The organism is Symbiobacterium thermophilum IAM 14863 (genome assembly GCF_000009905.1).
GTDB lineage: Bacteria > Bacillota > Sulfobacillia > Symbiobacteriales > Symbiobacteriaceae > Symbiobacterium > Symbiobacterium thermophilum.
The window spans coordinates 2,532,032-2,548,667 of sequence record NC_006177.1; the positions used below are offsets into that span (position 1 = coordinate 2,532,032).

The following is a 16,636-nucleotide window of genomic DNA, read 5'->3' on the forward strand; positions in this document are numbered from 1 at the left end:
CCTCCTCCGGATGATCGACAGGTCCCTTTCTTGCAAAGCCGTGGTGGCCGGCGAGGCCCAGCGCACCGGCGGCCGGCGTGTCCCACAGGCGCGTGCGGGCCTGCGCCCATCAGGGGCGCAGGCCCGCTCAACGCCGCATGCCGCGGCCTGGTGTCTGCACTGCCGCCGGTTGGCGGCTCTGCCCTAGCGGAGGCGCTGGGCGAGCCGGGCGATGACCGCGTCGGTCATCTCGTCGGTGGTGTTGCGGCCGCCCAGGTCCGGCGTGCGCACCCGGCCCTCCTCGAGCACGTCCTCCACCGCGTCCAGCACCGCCTTACCCAGGTCAGCCCGGCCGAGGTGCTCCAGCATCAGGCTCACCGACCAGATCTGCCCGACGGGGTTGGCGATGCCCCTGCCGGCGATGTCCGGGGCGGAGCCGTGCACCGGCTCGAACATGGACGGGTACCTGCGCTCGGGGTTGATGTTGGCCGAGGCCGCCATGCCGATCGACCCCATAATCGCCCCGCCGAGGTCCGTCAGGATGTCGCCGAAGAGGTTGGAGGCCACCACCACATCGAACTCGTCCGGCTTCAGCACGAAGTTGGCCGCGAGGGCGTCGATGTGGCACAGCCAGCGGTTGACCTCGGGGAACTCCCGCTCGCCGATCTCGTTGAAGATCTCATCCCAGTAGGGCATCGTGTAGTTGATGCCATTGGACTTGGTGGCGCCGCACAGCCGCTTCCGGGGGGCGTTGGCGGCCAGCTGGTAGGCGTAGCGGATGATCCGCTCCGTGCCCACCCGGGTGAAGACGGTGTTCTGCACGACCACCTCATGGGGGAGCCCGGCGTGCAGCCGGCCACCCATGTTGGAGTACTCGCCCTCGGTGTTCTCCCGGATGCAGACGAAGTTGACGTCGCCGGGGTTGCGGCCCCGGAGCGGGCTGACCACGCCGCGCAGGATCCGCACCGGCCGCAGGTTCACGTACTGCTCGAAGCCGCGCCGGATGGGGAGCAGTAGCCCCCACAGGGAGACGTGGTCCGGAACGCCCGGGTAGCCCACCGCGCCGAGCAGGATGGTGTCGAAGTTGGCCAGGGTGTTCAGGAAGCCCTTCGGGGCCATCTCGCCGTGCCGCAGGTAGTAGGCGCAGCCCCACTCGAACTCGGTGTACTCGAACTTGATGCCGCCGTCCAGTTCCGCCGCCGCGTCCAGCACCCGGCGCCCCGCCCGTACCGTTTCGTTGCCGATTCCGTCACCGGGAATGACCGCAACCGATACGTTCTGCACGATCGTCTCCTCCTCAGCCCTCTGCAGGGGGATGAGCTTCCATTTCCATTCAAACCGTACGGTTCGCCGCCTGCAACGGCCCGACGGATTGTTGCCCCGAAATGGCACGTTGGTGCCAGCGGGCCGGCGTTCCTTGGCCTACCGCCTGGACCTCCTGTAGCCGGCGGCCTCCGCTTCTTCCGGCGTGGCGAAACAGGCCTCCGCGCGGGTCCGGTCGTAGAACTGCCCGCCGGGCACGTGGTAGATCAGCTCCCCGCTGGAGGAGACGTTGCCCTTGATCAGCCCGCCGCAGTCGCCGTTCACCGGCAGGACGGAGCCGCCCGCAGCGCCCCCGGAGGCCGTTCCGCCGGAGGCTGCGACGCCGGCCCCGGAGCCGGACGCCTCTTCCAACCCCCAGAGCCCGCGGCCGTGCTCCCGCGCCTCCCGCTGGAGGGCGACGAACCGGTCCGCATACTTCACGTTGGGAGGAACCGTCATCACCTGGGCGTAGCCTTCCCGGACCAGCGTCTCGTTGAACATCTCGTCACCGATCCAGACGTAGGCCAGCAGCCGGCCGTACCGGTCCCGCTCCTCCACGTCCAGCTCCAGCCGCACCTCCTGGCCGGTCAGCCGCTGCTTGGTGAAGGCGGAGGCCTCCGCGCCGTAGGCCTCGGCCTTCCCGTAGACCTCCGGCGTGTCCACGCCGATCAGCCGCACCCGCTCCTCCCGTCCGTCCACCAGGACGTCCACCGTGTCGCCGTCCACCACCCGCTGCACCGTAGCCTGCAGAGTCTGCGCGGGGGTCGGCGCCGGGCTCTGCGCCTCGCCCGCCGACGCGCCCTCCTCACGGCCCGCGGCTGCGCCGGCCGTCCCGTCCGAACTCGGTGCTCCCTGCCCCGCGTCCGCATGCGGCGCGCCCGACGCCGGCTCCGCCCCAACCGTCGCATCCGTCGTATCCGGCGCCTCCGTCCCCGTCCGTGTTCCGTCCTGCCCCGCCCCCGCCTGCACCGCGGAAGACGGCGCCTTCTGCCCTTCCCCGCTGTCGGGCCGGCCGCTCAGCGCGGCCGCGATCACGACGACCGCCGCCAGGGCGACCCAGCCCCGGGACCGGCGGCCTTTCTCTTTCGACTTGGTCATTCTGTACCCTCCGTGCTGCGTCGATGTGCTCATGGCTCAATGGTACGCAGACCGAACGTGTCCGTAAACCAGCAGGTGACAGGCATACTCAGGCCGGTGCGCTCATCCCCTGTACCACAGGTTACAACCAGTGATGACCTGTACAACCAGGAGGTGGCGCCGGTGACAGAGATCCGTCTGCTCACTCCGACCGGACATCTCGGCTTCACCATGCTGGAGCCGGAAAGCTTCCTGCGGGGGATGGCGCAGGGGCCCGACTTCGTGGTGGCCGACTCGGGCAGCTCGGACATCGGCCCCTACCCGCTGGGGGCCGACGAACCGTGCAGCCCGGTGGAGTGGCAGACCCACGACCTCGAGATCATGCTGGTGGCCTGCCGGCGACAGGGGGTGCCGATGATCATCGGCAGCGCTGCGGACACCGGCACGGACCGGGGCGTCGACACCTACGTGCAGATCCTCCGCACGGTGGCCGAGCGCCACGGCCTCCCCCCCTTCCGTCTGGCGTACATCTACGCCCAGGTCAGCCCGGATGAGGTCCGGCGCAGGCTCCGGACCGGCGTGCGCATCGCGGGGCTGGACGGCCGGCCCGATCTCACCGAGGCCGACCTGGACCGCACCGACCGCATCGTGGCGGTGATGGGTGCAGAACCGATCATCGCGGCCCTGGAGGCCGGCGCGGAGGTGGTCATCTGCGGCCGCTCCTCCGACCCGGCCATCTTCGCCGCCCCGCTGCTCTGGAAGGGGCTGGACCCGGCCACCGCCTACTACGCGGGGAAGGTGCTGGAGTGCGCCTCGTTCTGTGCGGAGCCCTTCATGGGGAAGGAGTCGGTGCTGGGAGTGGTGCGGCCCGGCGAGGTGATCGTGGAGCCGATGCACCCGGGCCAGCGGTGCACGCCGCTGTCGGTGGCCAGCCACGCCATGTACGAGCGGGCCACCCCATTTTTCGAACACCTGCCCGGCGGCGTGCTGGACATGCGGAACTGCCGCTACGAGGCGGTAGATGAGCGCCGCTGTCGGGTCACCGGCTTCGCCTTCCAACCGGAGCCCACCGTCCGGGTGAAGCTGGAGGGGGCGGGAAAGCGGGGCGAGCGGTGCCTGGCCATCGTCGGCTTCCGGGACCCGGACACGGTCGCCCGCATCGACGCGGTGCTGGACTGGGCCCGGAACAAGGTCGAGGCCCGCTTCGGTCCCGGGGGGTACGAACTGCACTTCCACGTCTACGGTCGCAACGGCGTGATGGCCGACCTGGAGGTGGTCGACCGGCCGGCCCACGAGCTCTGCGTCGTGGTCGAAGGGGTGGCGCCGGACCGGCGAACCGCCGCGGAGCTCACCGCCATGGCCGCCCGGCAGATGTTCTACGCCCGCCTGCCCGGGACGAAGGGCACCGCCGGCACCGCGGCGCTGATGTCCGACGAGGTCCTGCCGGCCCGGCCGGCCTACGAGTGGACCGTCAACCACGTGATGCCGGTGCAGGATCCGCGCGAGCTGTTCCGGCTCCACCTGACCACCGTTCCCTAGGAAGGAGGATGCGCCATGAGGCTGCGGGATCTGGCCAGCACCATCCGCAGCAAGAACGCGGGGGTCGACCTGATCACCTTCGACATTCTCTTCAAGACCCGTGAGGCATATGAACGGGCCAAGGCCTGCCCGGCGCTCTCCCGGGAGGGCATCGCCCGGCTGTTCCGCATCCCCGGGGACCGGATCTACAGCTACGTCACCTTCGACCCTGCCCTGGCGATCAAGTTCACCCTGCGGCGGCAGCGGCCCAGCGGCAGCGCGGGCGAGCACGACCTCTTCGGCGCGCAGCAGTACGCCCCGCTGTTGGACGTCGAGGTGTCCTGACCATGCCGGGGGGCGCAGCCATCCACCCGCGGCCGTTGCCGCTGTGGCAGCAGGTGGTCGACATGATCCAGCGCAACGTGGAGGAGGGCCACTGGCCCGTCGGCCACCGGATCCCGTCGGAGCGGGAGCTCTGCCAACAGCACGGCGTCAGCCGGACCACCGTGCGGCTTGCAATCGCCGAGGCCGTGAGCCGCGGGCTCCTCCACCGGGTGCACGGCAAGGGAACCTTCGTTGCGCGGCCGAAGATCCACCAGCCGCTGGTCCAGGTCACGCCCTTCGCCGCGGCCCTGCGGGCCCAGGGGCTCGTCCCCCGGACCCGGCTGCTGGCGGTGATGACCCAGCCCGCCGACCCGGCGACGGCGCACATGCTGGGCCTGCCCACCGGACAGGAGATCATGCGCTTCCGGCTGCTGGGGTTGGGGAGCGGGGAGCCCGTGGCCGCCTACCACAGCACGGTCCCCGCGGCGCTGGGGGAGGCGGTGCTGGAGCGACTGGAGGCCGACGCCGGCGCCGACCGGTTCCGGCTGGTGGTGGACGTGCTGGCCGAGACCTTCGGCTGGTCCCACCTGACCGCGGAGCAGACCTTCGAAGCCGCCGGCGCCTCCGCCGAGGAGGCCAGGCTGCTCGGGCTCCCCCGGGGCGCGCCGGTGCTGGTGGTCACGTCGCTGGTGCGGAACCCGGCGGGCCGGACCGTGGAGTTCGCCCGGGCCGTTTACCGCGCCGACCAGTACCGCTTCCACCTCACCCGGCAGATCGAGGTGAGCGGCCAGGACCACGAGTCGTAGGCCTTCCGCCGGCCCGCCGCCGGGCGCCCCGTCCCGTGTCTCCGCCCGTGTCGCCGCAGGTCCCTCCGACATAGGATGCTGGAGTGACAGCCTGCACAGGGGGACTTACCTATGGCCAGACCACTCCGGGTGACGGCGGAACCGGGCCGGACCCGCCCCGTGTTGATCCGTCCGGGGCTGGCGGTGGGCGGCGGCACGCCGGTGGTGATCGCCGGGCCCTGTTCCGTGGAGACGCCCGAGCAGATCCGCGCCGCTGCGCAGGCCGTGCGCCGGGCGGGCGCACGGATGCTGCGCGGCGGCGCTTTCAAACCCCGCACCTCCCCTTACTCGTTCCAGGGACTGGGCGAGGAGGGGCTCAGGCTCCTGGCCCAGGCGGGCCAGCTCACCGGCCTGCCGGTGGTCACGGAGGTGATGGATCCCCGGGAGATCGATCTGGTCGCCCGGTACGCCGACCTGCTGCAGGTGGGCGCCCGCAACATGCAGAACTTCCGGCTGCTCACCGCACTCGGCGAGATCGACAAGCCGGTGCTGCTGAAGCGGGGACCGGGCGCGACGCTGGAGGAATGGCTGAACGCCGCGGAGTACGTGGCCAGCCGGGGGAACGAGCGGATCATCCTCTGCGAGCGGGGCATCCGCACCTTCGAGACCTACACCCGCTACACCCTCGACCTGGCCTCCGCGGTGGCGGCCAAGCAGCTCACCCACCTGCCGGTCATCGCGGACCCCAGCCACGCCTGCGGGCGCAGGGAGCTGGTGCCGGCCATGGCCCTGGCCGCCCTGGCCGCCGGACTCGACGGGGTGATGCTGGAGGTGCACCCGGACCCCGCCCGGGCCCTCAGCGACGGCGAACAGGCCCTGACGCCCGTCGACCTCGAGCGCTTCATGGCTGCGGCGGGCCTCCTGTCCGGGACGAGCGCAGCCGACAGCCCGTGACCCGCGTGCTGTCGGCTGCGCCTTGCCTGGGCGGCGCGGAAAGGTGCCCCGCGACCCACGGCGCCGAAGGGCTCGTCACAGGCGCGCTCCCGGGCCACGGCTTTCCGCCGCTTTCCGAGGCGTAATCCGGCAGAGGTGCGCTGCCCCCTGCCCGTCCGGAGGTTGTGGACGGGCAGGGGGCGCTTTCGCGCTTCCCGTGGTGTTGTCTCGTTGCGAGTCCCCGGGACTTGCGGTATTTCCGGAACAGTTCGCACGGTGTTTCCGTCTACCCATTGGTTGGTTCGTGGCCACGGCGCTCGCCTGCCGCCTACCCCGTCGCCTCCCCCGCGCCGCAGACCGTCCCGGGAGACCTGTCCCGCCGTGGCAGGGCCAAGTGCAGAACGAGGGAGCGTGCTGTCTTGCCCAAGCCGCATACGCGCGTTGCCGCTGTGCTGTCGGCCGGCGTACTCATCCTGCTCACCATGTGGCTCTGGTCCGCATCCGTTCCCACCGGGGCGCCACTCGCCCCCGAAACCACAGAGAATCCCTCACCCCCCAGGTCCCCGGCTCCTCCGTCCACCGGGCCCGGGATCATCCCTTCCGCCTCAGCCGGAGAGCCGACGGATCTGTCGGCTGACGAGCCGCCTCACGAACCCGGCACGGAGGACCGGGAGACGCCGGAAGAGCCGGACCCCGCTGACCCGGGTGCGGATGGCGGAACCGAGCCCGTACCTGGGGGCGGGAGCGGCGAATCCGGTCCGGAGGGGTCGGAGCTCGCGGTCCGGGTGCCGGTGCTCCTCTACCACCACCTGGAGCCGGGGGCCGACGGCAGCAACGGCGCGATCATCAGCACCGAGGAGTTTGCGGCGCAGATGGCCTGGCTGAAGGCCAACGGGTTCACCACCATCACCACCGCCCAGCTGCTGGCCTGGCTGGAGGACGGGGAGCCCCTGCCGGACCGGCCGGTGATGGTCACCTTTGACGACGGCTACCGGTCCAACTATCTCCACGCCTACCCCGTGCTGCAGCAGCACGGGTTCAGCGGCGTCATCTTCATGGTCACCGGGCTCGCGGGCCAGAAGGTCGGCCGGCTGGAGTACTTGACGTGGGAGGACATGCACGCCATGACCGCATCGGGCGTGATCGAGATCCAGGCCCACTCCCACGACGGCCACCGGAACATCGACGGGCAGCCCGCCCTGGTCCACTGGTCGGAGGAGGAGATCCTGGCAGACTGGCAGCTGCTGTCTGAGGCCCTGGCTGCGGCAGAGCTTCCGCCGGCAACGGCGTACGCCTACCCCTTCGGCGCGCACGACCAGGAGTGCATCGACGCCCTGCGGAAGGCCGGGGTGAAGCTGGGCTTCACCGTCCACCACGGCCATGTGACACAGGACCACGACCCGCTGCGGCTGAACCGGCTGGTGGTGTACCCCGGCACGGACGAGTGCGCGTTCGCCCGGCTGGTCACCGGTCGCGCCGCCTGCGAGTAACCGCAGGCGGCGCAGGCACGTCCGGGAGCCAGGCCACCTGCACCGTGCGCGCCGCGGGCACCTCCGGGAGCCAGGCCACCTGTACCGTGCGCGCCGCGGGCACCTCCGGGAGCCAGGTCACCTGCACCGTGTGCGCCGCGGGCACCTCCGGGAGCCAGGTTACCTGCACCGTGCGCGCCGCGGGCACCTCCGGGAGCCAGGTCACCTGCACCGTGCGCGCCGCGGGCACCTCCGGGAGCCAGGTCACCTGCACCGTGCGCGCCGCGGGCACCTCCGGGAACCAGGTGACCTGCACCGTGCGCGCCGCGGGCACCTCCGGGAGCCAGGTCACCTGCACCGTGCGCGCCGCGGGCAGCTCCGGGAGCCAGGTCACCTGCACCGTGCGCGCCGCTGGGGACGCCAGGGCGTAGGCAACGGCGGACGGGATCACCCCGGCTGAGACACCGGCCCTTCTCAGGGCCTGGTGCACGTCTGCGTCGCGGGGATTGGCCTGCAGGCCCGGCAGCGGCTCCGCCGTGAGGGCGAGCACGCGCGCCGGGCCTGCGTCCGCGATGCGGTAGCCCGGCGGCCCCTGCTCCTCCACCTCCAGGTACGCCGACAGGCCGTCGGGCGAGACCGCCACCCGGAACCCGCGCACCGGACAGGCCGGGCGGCGGGGCCGGACCTGCACGTCCTGCCACGAGAACACGGCGACCGGCAGGGTCACCCGCTGGCCTTCGATCATCAGGATGACGTCGTCCCCCGGGATGAGCACAGCCGGCCGCCCGTCACCCTGGGGGTCGGTGACGGCAATGCGGCCGTCACGGACGGCCGCACTCCCCTCGCGTGCAGCAGGCAGCTCCGGGGGACGGACCCCGGACCTGGACATCACCCACACTGGCCTCCCCGGCCGTCGGCAGCCCGGGAAAGGCCATCCTCGTCGGCCGTCACCCGTCGCAGCGCCGCCACGACGTCGGCATCCAGCCGCCCGCACCGGACCTCCTCGTCGAGCACCCCCAGGGCCTCCTCGGGGCTCAGGGCCCGGCGGTAGGGCCGGTCGTTGATCAGCGCATCGTAGACGTCGGCCACGGCGATGATCCGCACCGCCGGCGAGATGTCGCCGGCGCAGAGCCTGTCCGGGTAGCCGCTCCCGTCGAGCCGCTCGTGATGGTGGCGGACCACGTCGACGATGTCCGGCGCCATTTCGGGGGCCAACTGAAGCACCATGGACTCCCCGGCAGCCGCGTGCGCCTCCACCAGCCGTCGTTCCTCCGGCAGAAGCCGACCGGGCTTGTGCAGCACCTCCGCGGGGACCACGCCCTTTCCGATGTCGTGCAGCAGGCCTCCGAGGTACAGCGTTCGGGTCATCTCCCGCGAAAGCCCCAGGGCCTCGCCCAGCGCCGCCGCCAGGTACGCGACCCGGCCGCTGTGGGCCAGGGTCTCGTCGTCCACGAGCCCGTGCAGGCGGCGCACCAGGGCCGTAAGTAAGTCTCGCATCGACAGTCCTCCACGTCGAACGCCGAAACGCAAAGTCCGCCTTAGCCTAACAGGCGCGGCGCCCCCCTGACGTCCGACGGGAGGATGATCATGCGGCGGATTCTGTCCGGGCGTATACAACTTTGGATGTACAGGAATGCTGCGGGCCCGGATAATGTCCGGGCCCGCAGTGCGCACACGGAGCCACACCGCGCGTGACACCGTAGCCTGCGTACATCTTCCATTCTGCGCGTCCCACGCCCGGCCGGTGTCCTTGCCCGCGCAGAACCTGAACCGGGCCCTCACCATGGAGTTCAGGTTATGCGCGCCACCGGCCCCTCAGCCCAGGGTTGCGCGCAGAATCTGAACCGCGGTCCCGGTCCCAAATGCGCATTCTGCGCGTCCCACGCCCGGCCGTTGCCCTTGCCCGCGCAAAACCTGAACCGAGCCCTCACCATGGAGTTCAGGTTTTGCGCGCCACCGGCCCCCCAGCCCAGGGTTGCGCGCAAAATCTGAACCGCGGTCCCGGTCGCCAACACACATTCTGCGCGTCCCACGCCCGGCATGTGCCCCTGCCCGCGCAAAACCTGAACCGGGCCCTCACCATGGAGTTCAGGTTTTGCGCGCCTCCGGCCCCCCAACCCAGGGTTGCGCGCAAAATCTGAACCGCGGTCCCGGTCCCCAACGCACATTCCGCGCGTCCCACGCCCGGCCGTTGCCCTTGCCCGCGCAAAACCTGAGCCGAGCCCTCGCCGATGAGTTCAGGTTTTTCGCGCCACCGGCCCCTCAGCCCAGGGTTGCGCGCAGAATCTGAACCGCGGTCCCGGTCCCCAACGCACATTCTGCGCGTCCCACGCCCGGCCGTTGCCCTTGCCCGCGCAAAACCTGAACCGAGCCCTCACCATGGAGTTCAGGTTTTGCGCGCCACCAGCTGCGCAGCCCCCGGAGTCCAAGTCCTGCGCGCCAGCCTCCTCACATCGGAGGAGCCACGCAGGATCACGCCGCCACATGGCGGGCTGTGCGCAGAATCCACACTGGTGAACCGACGGCGCGCCTGTCGGCCCGAATCTCCAGGGCCGACAGGCGCGCCATCCGCTCAATCCTGTGTCGTCAGCATGAACACGGCCGCCTTGGTGCGGTCCGGCAGTCCCAGCTTCTGCAGGATGCGGCTCACGTGGGTCTTGACCGTCGCCTCGCTCAGGAAAAGGCGTGCGGCGATCTCCCGGTTGCTGAGCCCCTGCGCCACGTGGGCCAGGACCTCCCGCTCCCGCTGCGTGAGGACGGACAGATCCGGGTGAGGCGACGTGACGGAGGCAGCCGTCTCCTGTCTCGCCCTCTCCGCCGGCGGAACCGGTGAGGACACCTCCGGCCCGGCCCCCGCCTCCGGCGGCTGAGGGTCAACCACCGGCGGGGGCGGCGCGGACCCCGCGCCACCCCGGGGCTGCCCTCGCGCCGGGTCCGTTGCATCTGCCTGCCACGCCTCTCCGGAAGCGGCCGGCAGGAACGACATGGCGCTCCAGACGTGGCTCTCCAGGGCGGCCACCACCAGCGGGTCGAACTGCGTGCCCTTCCCCGCTTTCACCCGCTCCAGCGCGGCGGCGGGCGAGGGCGTCCCGTCGGCGCTGCCGGCCTCCAGCGCCTCGGCAAAGGCCCGGGCCACGGCCAGGATGCGGGCGCTGAGCGGGATTCCGCCCTCCCGCAGGCCCAGCGGGCCGGTGCCGTCCCAGCGCTCGCCCAGCGCCTCCAGCACCCGGCGGACCCTGTTGAGCCGCGGCGAGTCCGCGCCGGCGAGGATGCTTCCCCCCGGCCGACCGGGCTCGGCGTACGCCAGCAGCGCGGCCAGGTAGAGGTCCCGAACCTCCTGCTCCGACAGCCCCATGTTGCCCGCCAGTACGGTGGCGTAGGCCGCAGAGGCGCGGATGGGCACCGTCCGCCGCCCCGCCTCCCGGCTCTCCAGCACGGCCACCAGGGCTTCCACCGTGTCCTGCTGGGCGGCCTCGACCTCCGCCATCCAGCGGCTGTTCTCGAGGGCGACGCCGGCCAGGCTCGCCCAGGTCGCCAGCGGAGACCGATCCGAGGCGTCCAGGGGGCTGGCGGCCCGGGTGCCGGCCGCGAGGTAGCCCAGCAACTGTCGGCTGCCGGGAACCCGGTGCAGCACCACCGAGACGTACCCCAGCGCCCGGAACCGCTCGGGATCGGGCGCCCTCCCGGCGGGGAAGACCAGGTGCGCGGCCTCCTGCGCCGACAGCCCGCGCGCGGCCCGCACGCGCAGGTGGCCGCGCCCGTCGTACATCAGCAGGCAGCAGAGGTCGAGGCGGAACACGCTCACCGCCGCGTCGATGATCAGCGTGAGCACCGCCTCGGTGTCAAACTCCGTGGTGAGCATCCGGGCGACCTGCCCCAGGGCGAGCAGTTGCCGCACCTGCTCCTCCGCGGACTCGTGCAGCCGCTCCTGCTCCAGGGCAAGGCCGAGCATGTCGGCCGCCGCCTGCAGGCCGGCCAGATCCGCGGCGGACAGCGCCTGCTGCCCCGGCCTTACCACCGCCAGGATGGCCCGGACCCCGCCTCCGCCCCGGACGGGCAGGGCGACCAGCGTGCCGGAGCCCAGCCCCCACCCCCGGAGCGGCGCCGCCCGGGCGTCGGCGGCCAGGTCCAGGATGATCCTCGGCTCACCCGACTGCATCAGCAGTTGCGGCAAGAGCAGGAGGTCGTCCGCGTTCCTTGACCGGATGTCCGCAGCCGGCGGCCCCTCGGCGGCCAGCAGGCGGACCGGCGCCCCGCCACCGCAGGAGAGCACAAAGGCACCCGACTCCGAAGGGACGATCGCCTCGACCACGGCCCGGGCCGCCTCACGGCCGTCCCGGCTCTCCCGCAGCCGCCCGGCCAGCGCGGCCAGCCGCTGCGTCCACTCCCGGTCGCTCGCCGCAGCCATGGCCGGATCACCTCGTCGACGGGGCCTCGTCCCAGGCCGGGGCGACATAGGGCCTGCAGTACCGGTAGAGCCGGCCCCGCCGCTCGAGCACCTGCAGCTCCACGAGCTGGCCCAGGGCGGGCTCCACCAGCGTCTCCGGGCGCCCCAGCCGCAGGGCCAGGCTCTCGGGCGTCTCCCGCGCGAAGGGGTTGCGCTGGAAGTAGAGGGCGGCCTCCAGTCGAACGGCGTTCAGGTCTGCAGTCATCTGCCGCACCTCCCCTACCACAGCGCCAGGTACGGGGGCGCGTCGGTGTACTCGATGACCATCAGCTCCGACACGCGGCCGTTGGGCGCTTTCTGTACCTGCAGGTACTGGTACCGCCCGTCGAACCAGGTCCGCAGGATGCCCTCCGCATTGCGCTGGACGAAGGCGGACATCGCCGGCCCCATCTCCTCGAAGTTGCAGATGCCGACGATGGTGTCGCCCCGGTGCCGGGCGTGGGAGATGGCCTCCGCCCAGCCTTTCACCACCGCGTCCTGCTTCAGGGTGTGCAGGGCGGCGTTCAGGTCGAGGGACCAGAGCCAGTGGCGCGGGCCGTCGGGGCTGCCGATGCCGTGGGCGATGGCGGTGGCGCTCCCCGGCGACACGAACAGGTCGAACTCGTTGGACACCCGGATAATGTAGGGTTCCAGCTCCGGCGGAACCGGCCGCCCCTCCTGCTCGATGTACCGCCACCGGCCCTCGGCCCCCAGCCGGGCGGCGTCGAAGCCGTAGAGGCTCAGCACCATCGCGACCACTGCCGGCGGCCGCACGGCCGAGCACACGGCGACGTAACCGTCGCCCTGCCGGAGGTGCGCAGCGGCGATCGCCCCGAGCAGGTAGCGGTAGTTGCACTTGCTGTTGACGTTGAGGACCAACGTGCTCCCCCGGGGGATGCCGCCGCCCAGGCACTCGTCCAGCCGGTCCAGGCCAGTGGGCACCACCTCGCCCACGGTCAGGTCCGGCACCCGGTCCAGGGCGGGCAGCACCCGGATCCCCCGCCGGGAGATGACGAAGACGTGCTTTCCGGTGCGGAACGGGGAGCCCCTGTGCTTGCGCACCTCCAGGTGGCGGAGCCGGTTCACCTCGAAGTCGTCGTACGTCAGGTGAAGAACGGTGTCCACCATGTACTCGGCCGCAGACGGGCCCTCCGCCGGCGCCCCTTCTTCCACGAGAAGGCTGGTGGCCCCCATCCGGTGCAGGGCGTTGCGGAGCAGGTAGAGCGTTCGCCGACCGCCCTTTTCCGCCAGGGCCAGTTCCAACAGGGTAACGCTGTCCACGACCACCCGGCGGAGGCCGATCTCCCGCTTCAGCTCCTCCAGGAGGCCACCCGGCCGGATCGCCTCATCCAGGAAGGCACCGGGATCCAGGGTGATGACCTGCAGCTTCCCCGCCTGCTCCAGGGCCTGCAGATCAAACCCCAGCTCGCGGGCGTCCCGGTAGATCTGCTCCGGGAACTCCTCGAAGGTGAAGTACGCACCCCCCTCGCCCCGGCGGGCACCCTCGCAAAGGAACTGGATCCCCAGGGTCGTCTTGCCGGTCCCCGGCGCGCCCCGCACCAGCGTGGCGCTCGCCGGAAACAGGCCGCCGCCGAGCACGCTGTCGAGCCCCTCAACTCCGGTGGACAGTCTGGCGTGCACTTCGCTCACGGCTCTCCCCACCATTCATGTGCCGGTTTCGCCGTACCCGGTCGCGCTGCACGGATGCCGGACGCATCGGGCCGCCGCAGGCACCTTTGGGGAGAAATTTCGGCGCAGAATAATCAAATCCTTTATACGACCGCCATCGCAGACCTGGCCGGTGTCGGCCTCCTCTTCTTACCCCTTCACCAGCGACAGCCGCACCCCCAGGGTATGGGCCGGGTCCACCTGCACGGTCCCGGAGGGCAACCGGCGGACCGCGACGCCGCGGGACTCCAGCTGGTCTGCCGCCCGGGCGGTGTCGGGCACCGTGACGGCTACGCTGTGTACGCCGTACCCGCGCTCGGCCACAAAGGCGGCGACGGGGCTGTCGCCGCCGCGGGGGGCGATCACCTCGATCAGCCCCCGCTTCAGGGGGAAGAAGACCCGGTCAGCCTGGCGGCTGGGGCAGACCGAGGGATCGCCTTCCGGCTGGAGGCCGTAGCCGTCCCGGAAGAAGGCCACCCCCTCGTCCAGCGTGGGGAAGGCAAAGGCGAGCCGGCTGACGGAGCCGTACTGCAGCGGGTGGGGCAGCAGTTCGCCGTCGCCCGCCAGCTTCCGCCGCTTCTCTTCCCCTTCGCTGTCGTGCTGGATCAGGAACGGGTTCACCGCCCGTCCGCCGGCCACCCGGAACGCCCGCCAGGTGCGGCGGCGCCCGCCGGGGGTGACCAGTTCGCCGTCCCAGGGCTCCTCCGGCCGCAGATCGGTGACCCCGTCCGCGGCGCGCCGGCGGAAGGCGGCGAGGTCGGCCTCCAGGTCGTCGCTGGCCAGGGCGAAGGTGAAGAGCCCGGGCCCGAACCGGTCCAGATGCTCCACCAGATCCGGCCAGGCGGCGGCCCGGTCCCGGACCGCAATCAGTTCCAGGTACTCCGGGTCCAGCACCGCCAGCCGGTTGGCGGTGCCCCGGCCCGGGTGCTCGCCGCCCTCGGTGACGAAGAACCCGAGCCGGCGGTACCGCTCGGCCGCCTCCTCCAGACCGTTCACCGCGATCAGCACATGGTCAATATGCGTGATCGCCATAACCCGACCCCTTTCCTATGAGATGGCTGCAGCGGAAGCCTGCCGGGCGAGCGCCGCCCGTGCGAGGTTCCGGAGCACGGCATCCTCCATCGGCGGGTTGTGCAGGCCCGCCCGCACGTCACGGTAGAGCCGCTCCAAGGGCAGTTGCCGGAAGAGACCGGCGATGCCCGCCACCCGCATCGCCCGGTCGACGATCTGCAGGGCGAGGTTCACGGCCAGCACCTTGGCGGCGCCCAGCAGGGGGACCAGCTCGCCGCGCCGCTCCGGCTCGGCGTCCCAGCGGTCCGCTACCGTGTAGAGGGCGGAGCGGGCCGCCAGAAGGTCGATCTCGTTCTGGCCGAGCAGCGCCTGGATGTGGGGCTGGTCGGCGATCGGGCCGGGCAGCGAGTTGGGGCGGCGGGTCCGGGCGTACTCCACGGCGAACCCGTGGGCGGCCCGGGCGATGCCCAGATACACGGCGGGGATGTGCAGGGCCCACCCGGCGCCGTCCCCCGTGCCCACCTGGCAGGTGTTGCCCCGGCCGAAGGTCTCCAGGAGGTCGCCGTCCTCCACGAACACGTCCTCCAGGACCAGGTCGTGGCTGCCGGTGGCCCGCATGCCCAACGCATCCCAGGTCTCGACGACGGTCACGCCCGGGCTGCCCGTCTGCACCAGGAACCAGCCGCCCCCGTCGGACCCTTCGAAGCTGGCCGAGACCACGGCGTAGTCGAGGACCGGCGCCAGGGAGGTGAACGATTTGCGCCCCGTCAGCAGCCAGCCCCCCGGCGCGCGCCGGGCCGTCGTGGTGGGCCGGCCTCCCCGGGAGGGGCTTCCGGTCTCCACCTCGCTGGCGGCAGAGTTGATCAGCGCCCCCCGCCCGGCCACTTCACGGAAGATCCGCGCGGTCGCCGCCGGCGGCCAGGCCCGGGTCTCCGCCAGCTTGCCGACCACGGCCAGATGCCACCCGATGCCCAGGGCCGTGGCGCCGTCGCCCTGGGCCAGCCGCTCCTGCGCGAGCAGGGTCTCGGTCAGGTTCGCCCCCTCGCCGCCCCACTCGACCGGCACCGTGAGGCGGACGTACCCCGAGGCCCGCAGTTCTGCGAAGTTCTCGAACGGGAACGAGTTCTCCCGGTCGTGCAGCGCCGCCCGCCCGGCGAACCGGTCGGCCAGCTCGCCAGCCAGGGCGACGAACCGCCTCTGCCGCTCGGTCCGCACGAAGAGGTCTGGTTCCGGGACGGCCATGCCGGCCCCTCCTCCGGAACTCACCTTGTCCGTCATCCTCACCGCCCCCCAGATCGGTCAGCAACGTCACACCGATCCCCTCTCAGGCCCGCCGGCCCCGTCATACCGACCGCCCACCCAGATGCGGCCACACACCACGCCGACTCCCCTCCTGGATGCGGCTCCCGTCACGCCGACCGCCCTCCCAGGTAGGCCTGCTCCACCAGCGGGTTACCGGCCAGCTCGGCCGCGGTGCCCTCCAGCCGGACCACGCCGTTCTGGAGCACGTAGCCCCGGTGGGCAATCTGCAGGGCGGCCCGGGCGTTCTGTTCCACCATAAAGACCGTCGTCCCCCGCGCGTTCACCTGCCGGATCAGCTCCAGCACCCGGTCTACCCAGAGCGGCGAGAGCCCCATGGTCGGTTCGTCCATGCAGAGCAGGCGGGGCCGGCCCATCAGGGCCCGGGCCATGGCCACCATCTGCTGCTCACCGCCGGAGAGGGTCCCCGCCACCTGGGAGAGCCGCTCCCTCACCCGCGGGAACAGCTCCAGCACCATCTCGTAATCAGCCCGGACCTGCTCCCGGTCGGTGCGGGCGTAGGCGCCCATCAGCAGGTTCTCCCGCACGGTCATGTGCGGAAAGAGCCGGCGGGCCTCGGGCACCGATCCCAGCCCCCACCGGATGCGGCGGGGCGTCGGCCAGCGGGTCGCGTCCTCCCCGCCCAGGAGTACCTGACCCCCGCGGGGCCGGACCAGGCCCAGGATCACCTTCATCGCCGTGGACTTGCCGGAGGCGTTGCCCCCGAGGAGGCAGGTGATCTCCCCCTCCCGCACGGTCAGGCTCACGCCGAAGTGCACCTGCACGGGGCCGTAGAAGGTGTCCACCCCACGCAGTTCCAGGATGGCCGCCACGTTCGTCTCCCT

At 71.7% G+C, this 16,636-nt stretch carries 15 protein-coding genes; 5 read left to right on the forward strand and 10 right to left on the reverse strand.

The features are described from left to right. Positions 1-183 precede the first annotated feature (183 nt). The gene (locus STH_RS11685) at positions 184-1,263 is read right to left on the reverse strand and encodes a tartrate dehydrogenase (RefSeq protein WP_011196467.1); all 1,080 of its coding nucleotides are present in this window, start codon (positions 1,261-1,263) and stop codon (positions 184-186) included. Between the two features lie 138 nt (positions 1,264-1,401). Beyond that, positions 1,402-2,379, reverse strand: coding sequence for a thermonuclease family protein (locus tag STH_RS17405; protein ID WP_050742262.1), 978 nt, complete (start codon positions 2,377-2,379; stop codon positions 1,402-1,404). A gap of 162 nt (positions 2,380-2,541) precedes the next feature. Here STH_RS17405 and STH_RS11695 point away from each other — a divergent pair, with 162 nt between their 5' ends. From STH_RS11695 to STH_RS11715, 5 genes are all read left to right on the forward strand, one after another. Next, positions 2,542-3,897, forward strand: a complete 1,356-nt coding sequence (locus tag STH_RS11695; RefSeq protein WP_011196469.1) for an acyclic terpene utilization AtuA family protein — start codon at positions 2,542-2,544, stop codon at positions 3,895-3,897. A 15-nt stretch (positions 3,898-3,912) separates the two neighbouring features. Continuing rightward, positions 3,913-4,221, forward strand: coding sequence for a DUF4387 domain-containing protein (locus STH_RS11700; protein WP_011196470.1), 309 nt, complete (start codon positions 3,913-3,915; stop codon positions 4,219-4,221). A 2-nt stretch (positions 4,222-4,223) separates the two neighbouring features. Continuing rightward, positions 4,224-5,006 (forward strand): GntR family transcriptional regulator, encoded by a 783-nt coding sequence (locus STH_RS19745; protein ID WP_011196471.1) that lies wholly within the window; start codon positions 4,224-4,226, stop codon positions 5,004-5,006. Between the two features lie 111 nt (positions 5,007-5,117). Beyond that, on the forward strand, positions 5,118-5,939 hold the full coding sequence (gene aroF, locus STH_RS11710; protein ID WP_011196472.1) for a 3-deoxy-7-phosphoheptulonate synthase: 822 nt from the start codon (positions 5,118-5,120) through the stop codon (positions 5,937-5,939). Between the two features lie 764 nt (positions 5,940-6,703). Beyond that, positions 6,704-7,408 (forward strand): polysaccharide deacetylase family protein, encoded by a 705-nt coding sequence (locus STH_RS11715; protein ID WP_043713991.1) that lies wholly within the window; start codon positions 6,704-6,706, stop codon positions 7,406-7,408. Here the strand turns inward: STH_RS11715 and STH_RS19750 are convergent. The 8 genes from STH_RS19750 to STH_RS11760 all read right to left on the reverse strand — a co-directional run bounded on the left by STH_RS19750 (position 7,383) and on the right by STH_RS11760 (position 16,624). Then, positions 7,383-8,279: a hypothetical protein gene (locus STH_RS19750; protein ID WP_050742263.1), complete on the reverse strand. Its 897-nt coding sequence runs from the start codon at positions 8,277-8,279 to the stop codon at positions 7,383-7,385. The genes STH_RS11715 and STH_RS19750 overlap by 26 nt on opposite strands. Continuing rightward, positions 8,276-8,884: an HD-GYP domain-containing protein gene (locus STH_RS11725; RefSeq protein WP_011196475.1), complete on the reverse strand. Its 609-nt coding sequence runs from the start codon at positions 8,882-8,884 to the stop codon at positions 8,276-8,278. Before STH_RS11725 ends, STH_RS19750 begins: the two co-directional genes overlap by 4 nt. Positions 8,885-9,959: 1,075 nt before the next feature. Beyond that, positions 9,960-11,795, reverse strand: coding sequence for a LuxR C-terminal-related transcriptional regulator (locus STH_RS19755; RefSeq protein ID WP_011196476.1), 1,836 nt, complete (start codon positions 11,793-11,795; stop codon positions 9,960-9,962). Positions 11,796-11,802: 7 nt separating this feature from the next. Then, positions 11,803-12,039: a hypothetical protein gene (locus STH_RS11740; RefSeq protein ID WP_011196477.1), complete on the reverse strand. Its 237-nt coding sequence runs from the start codon at positions 12,037-12,039 to the stop codon at positions 11,803-11,805. Between the two features lie 14 nt (positions 12,040-12,053). After that, positions 12,054-13,463, reverse strand: coding sequence for an ATPase domain-containing protein (locus STH_RS11745; protein WP_043713996.1), 1,410 nt, complete (start codon positions 13,461-13,463; stop codon positions 12,054-12,056). A gap of 168 nt (positions 13,464-13,631) precedes the next feature. Next, positions 13,632-14,513: a VOC family protein gene (locus tag STH_RS11750; RefSeq protein ID WP_011196479.1), complete on the reverse strand. Its 882-nt coding sequence runs from the start codon at positions 14,511-14,513 to the stop codon at positions 13,632-13,634. Between the two features lie 15 nt (positions 14,514-14,528). Further along, complete coding sequence (locus STH_RS11755; protein WP_011196480.1) at positions 14,529-15,734, reverse strand: acyl-CoA dehydrogenase family protein; 1,206 nt, start codon at positions 15,732-15,734, stop codon at positions 14,529-14,531. Between the two features lie 167 nt (positions 15,735-15,901). Beyond that, entirely contained in the window at positions 15,902-16,624 is a 723-nt protein-coding gene (locus STH_RS11760; RefSeq protein ID WP_011196481.1) for an ABC transporter ATP-binding protein, read from the reverse strand. Positions 16,625-16,636 lie beyond the last annotated feature (12 nt).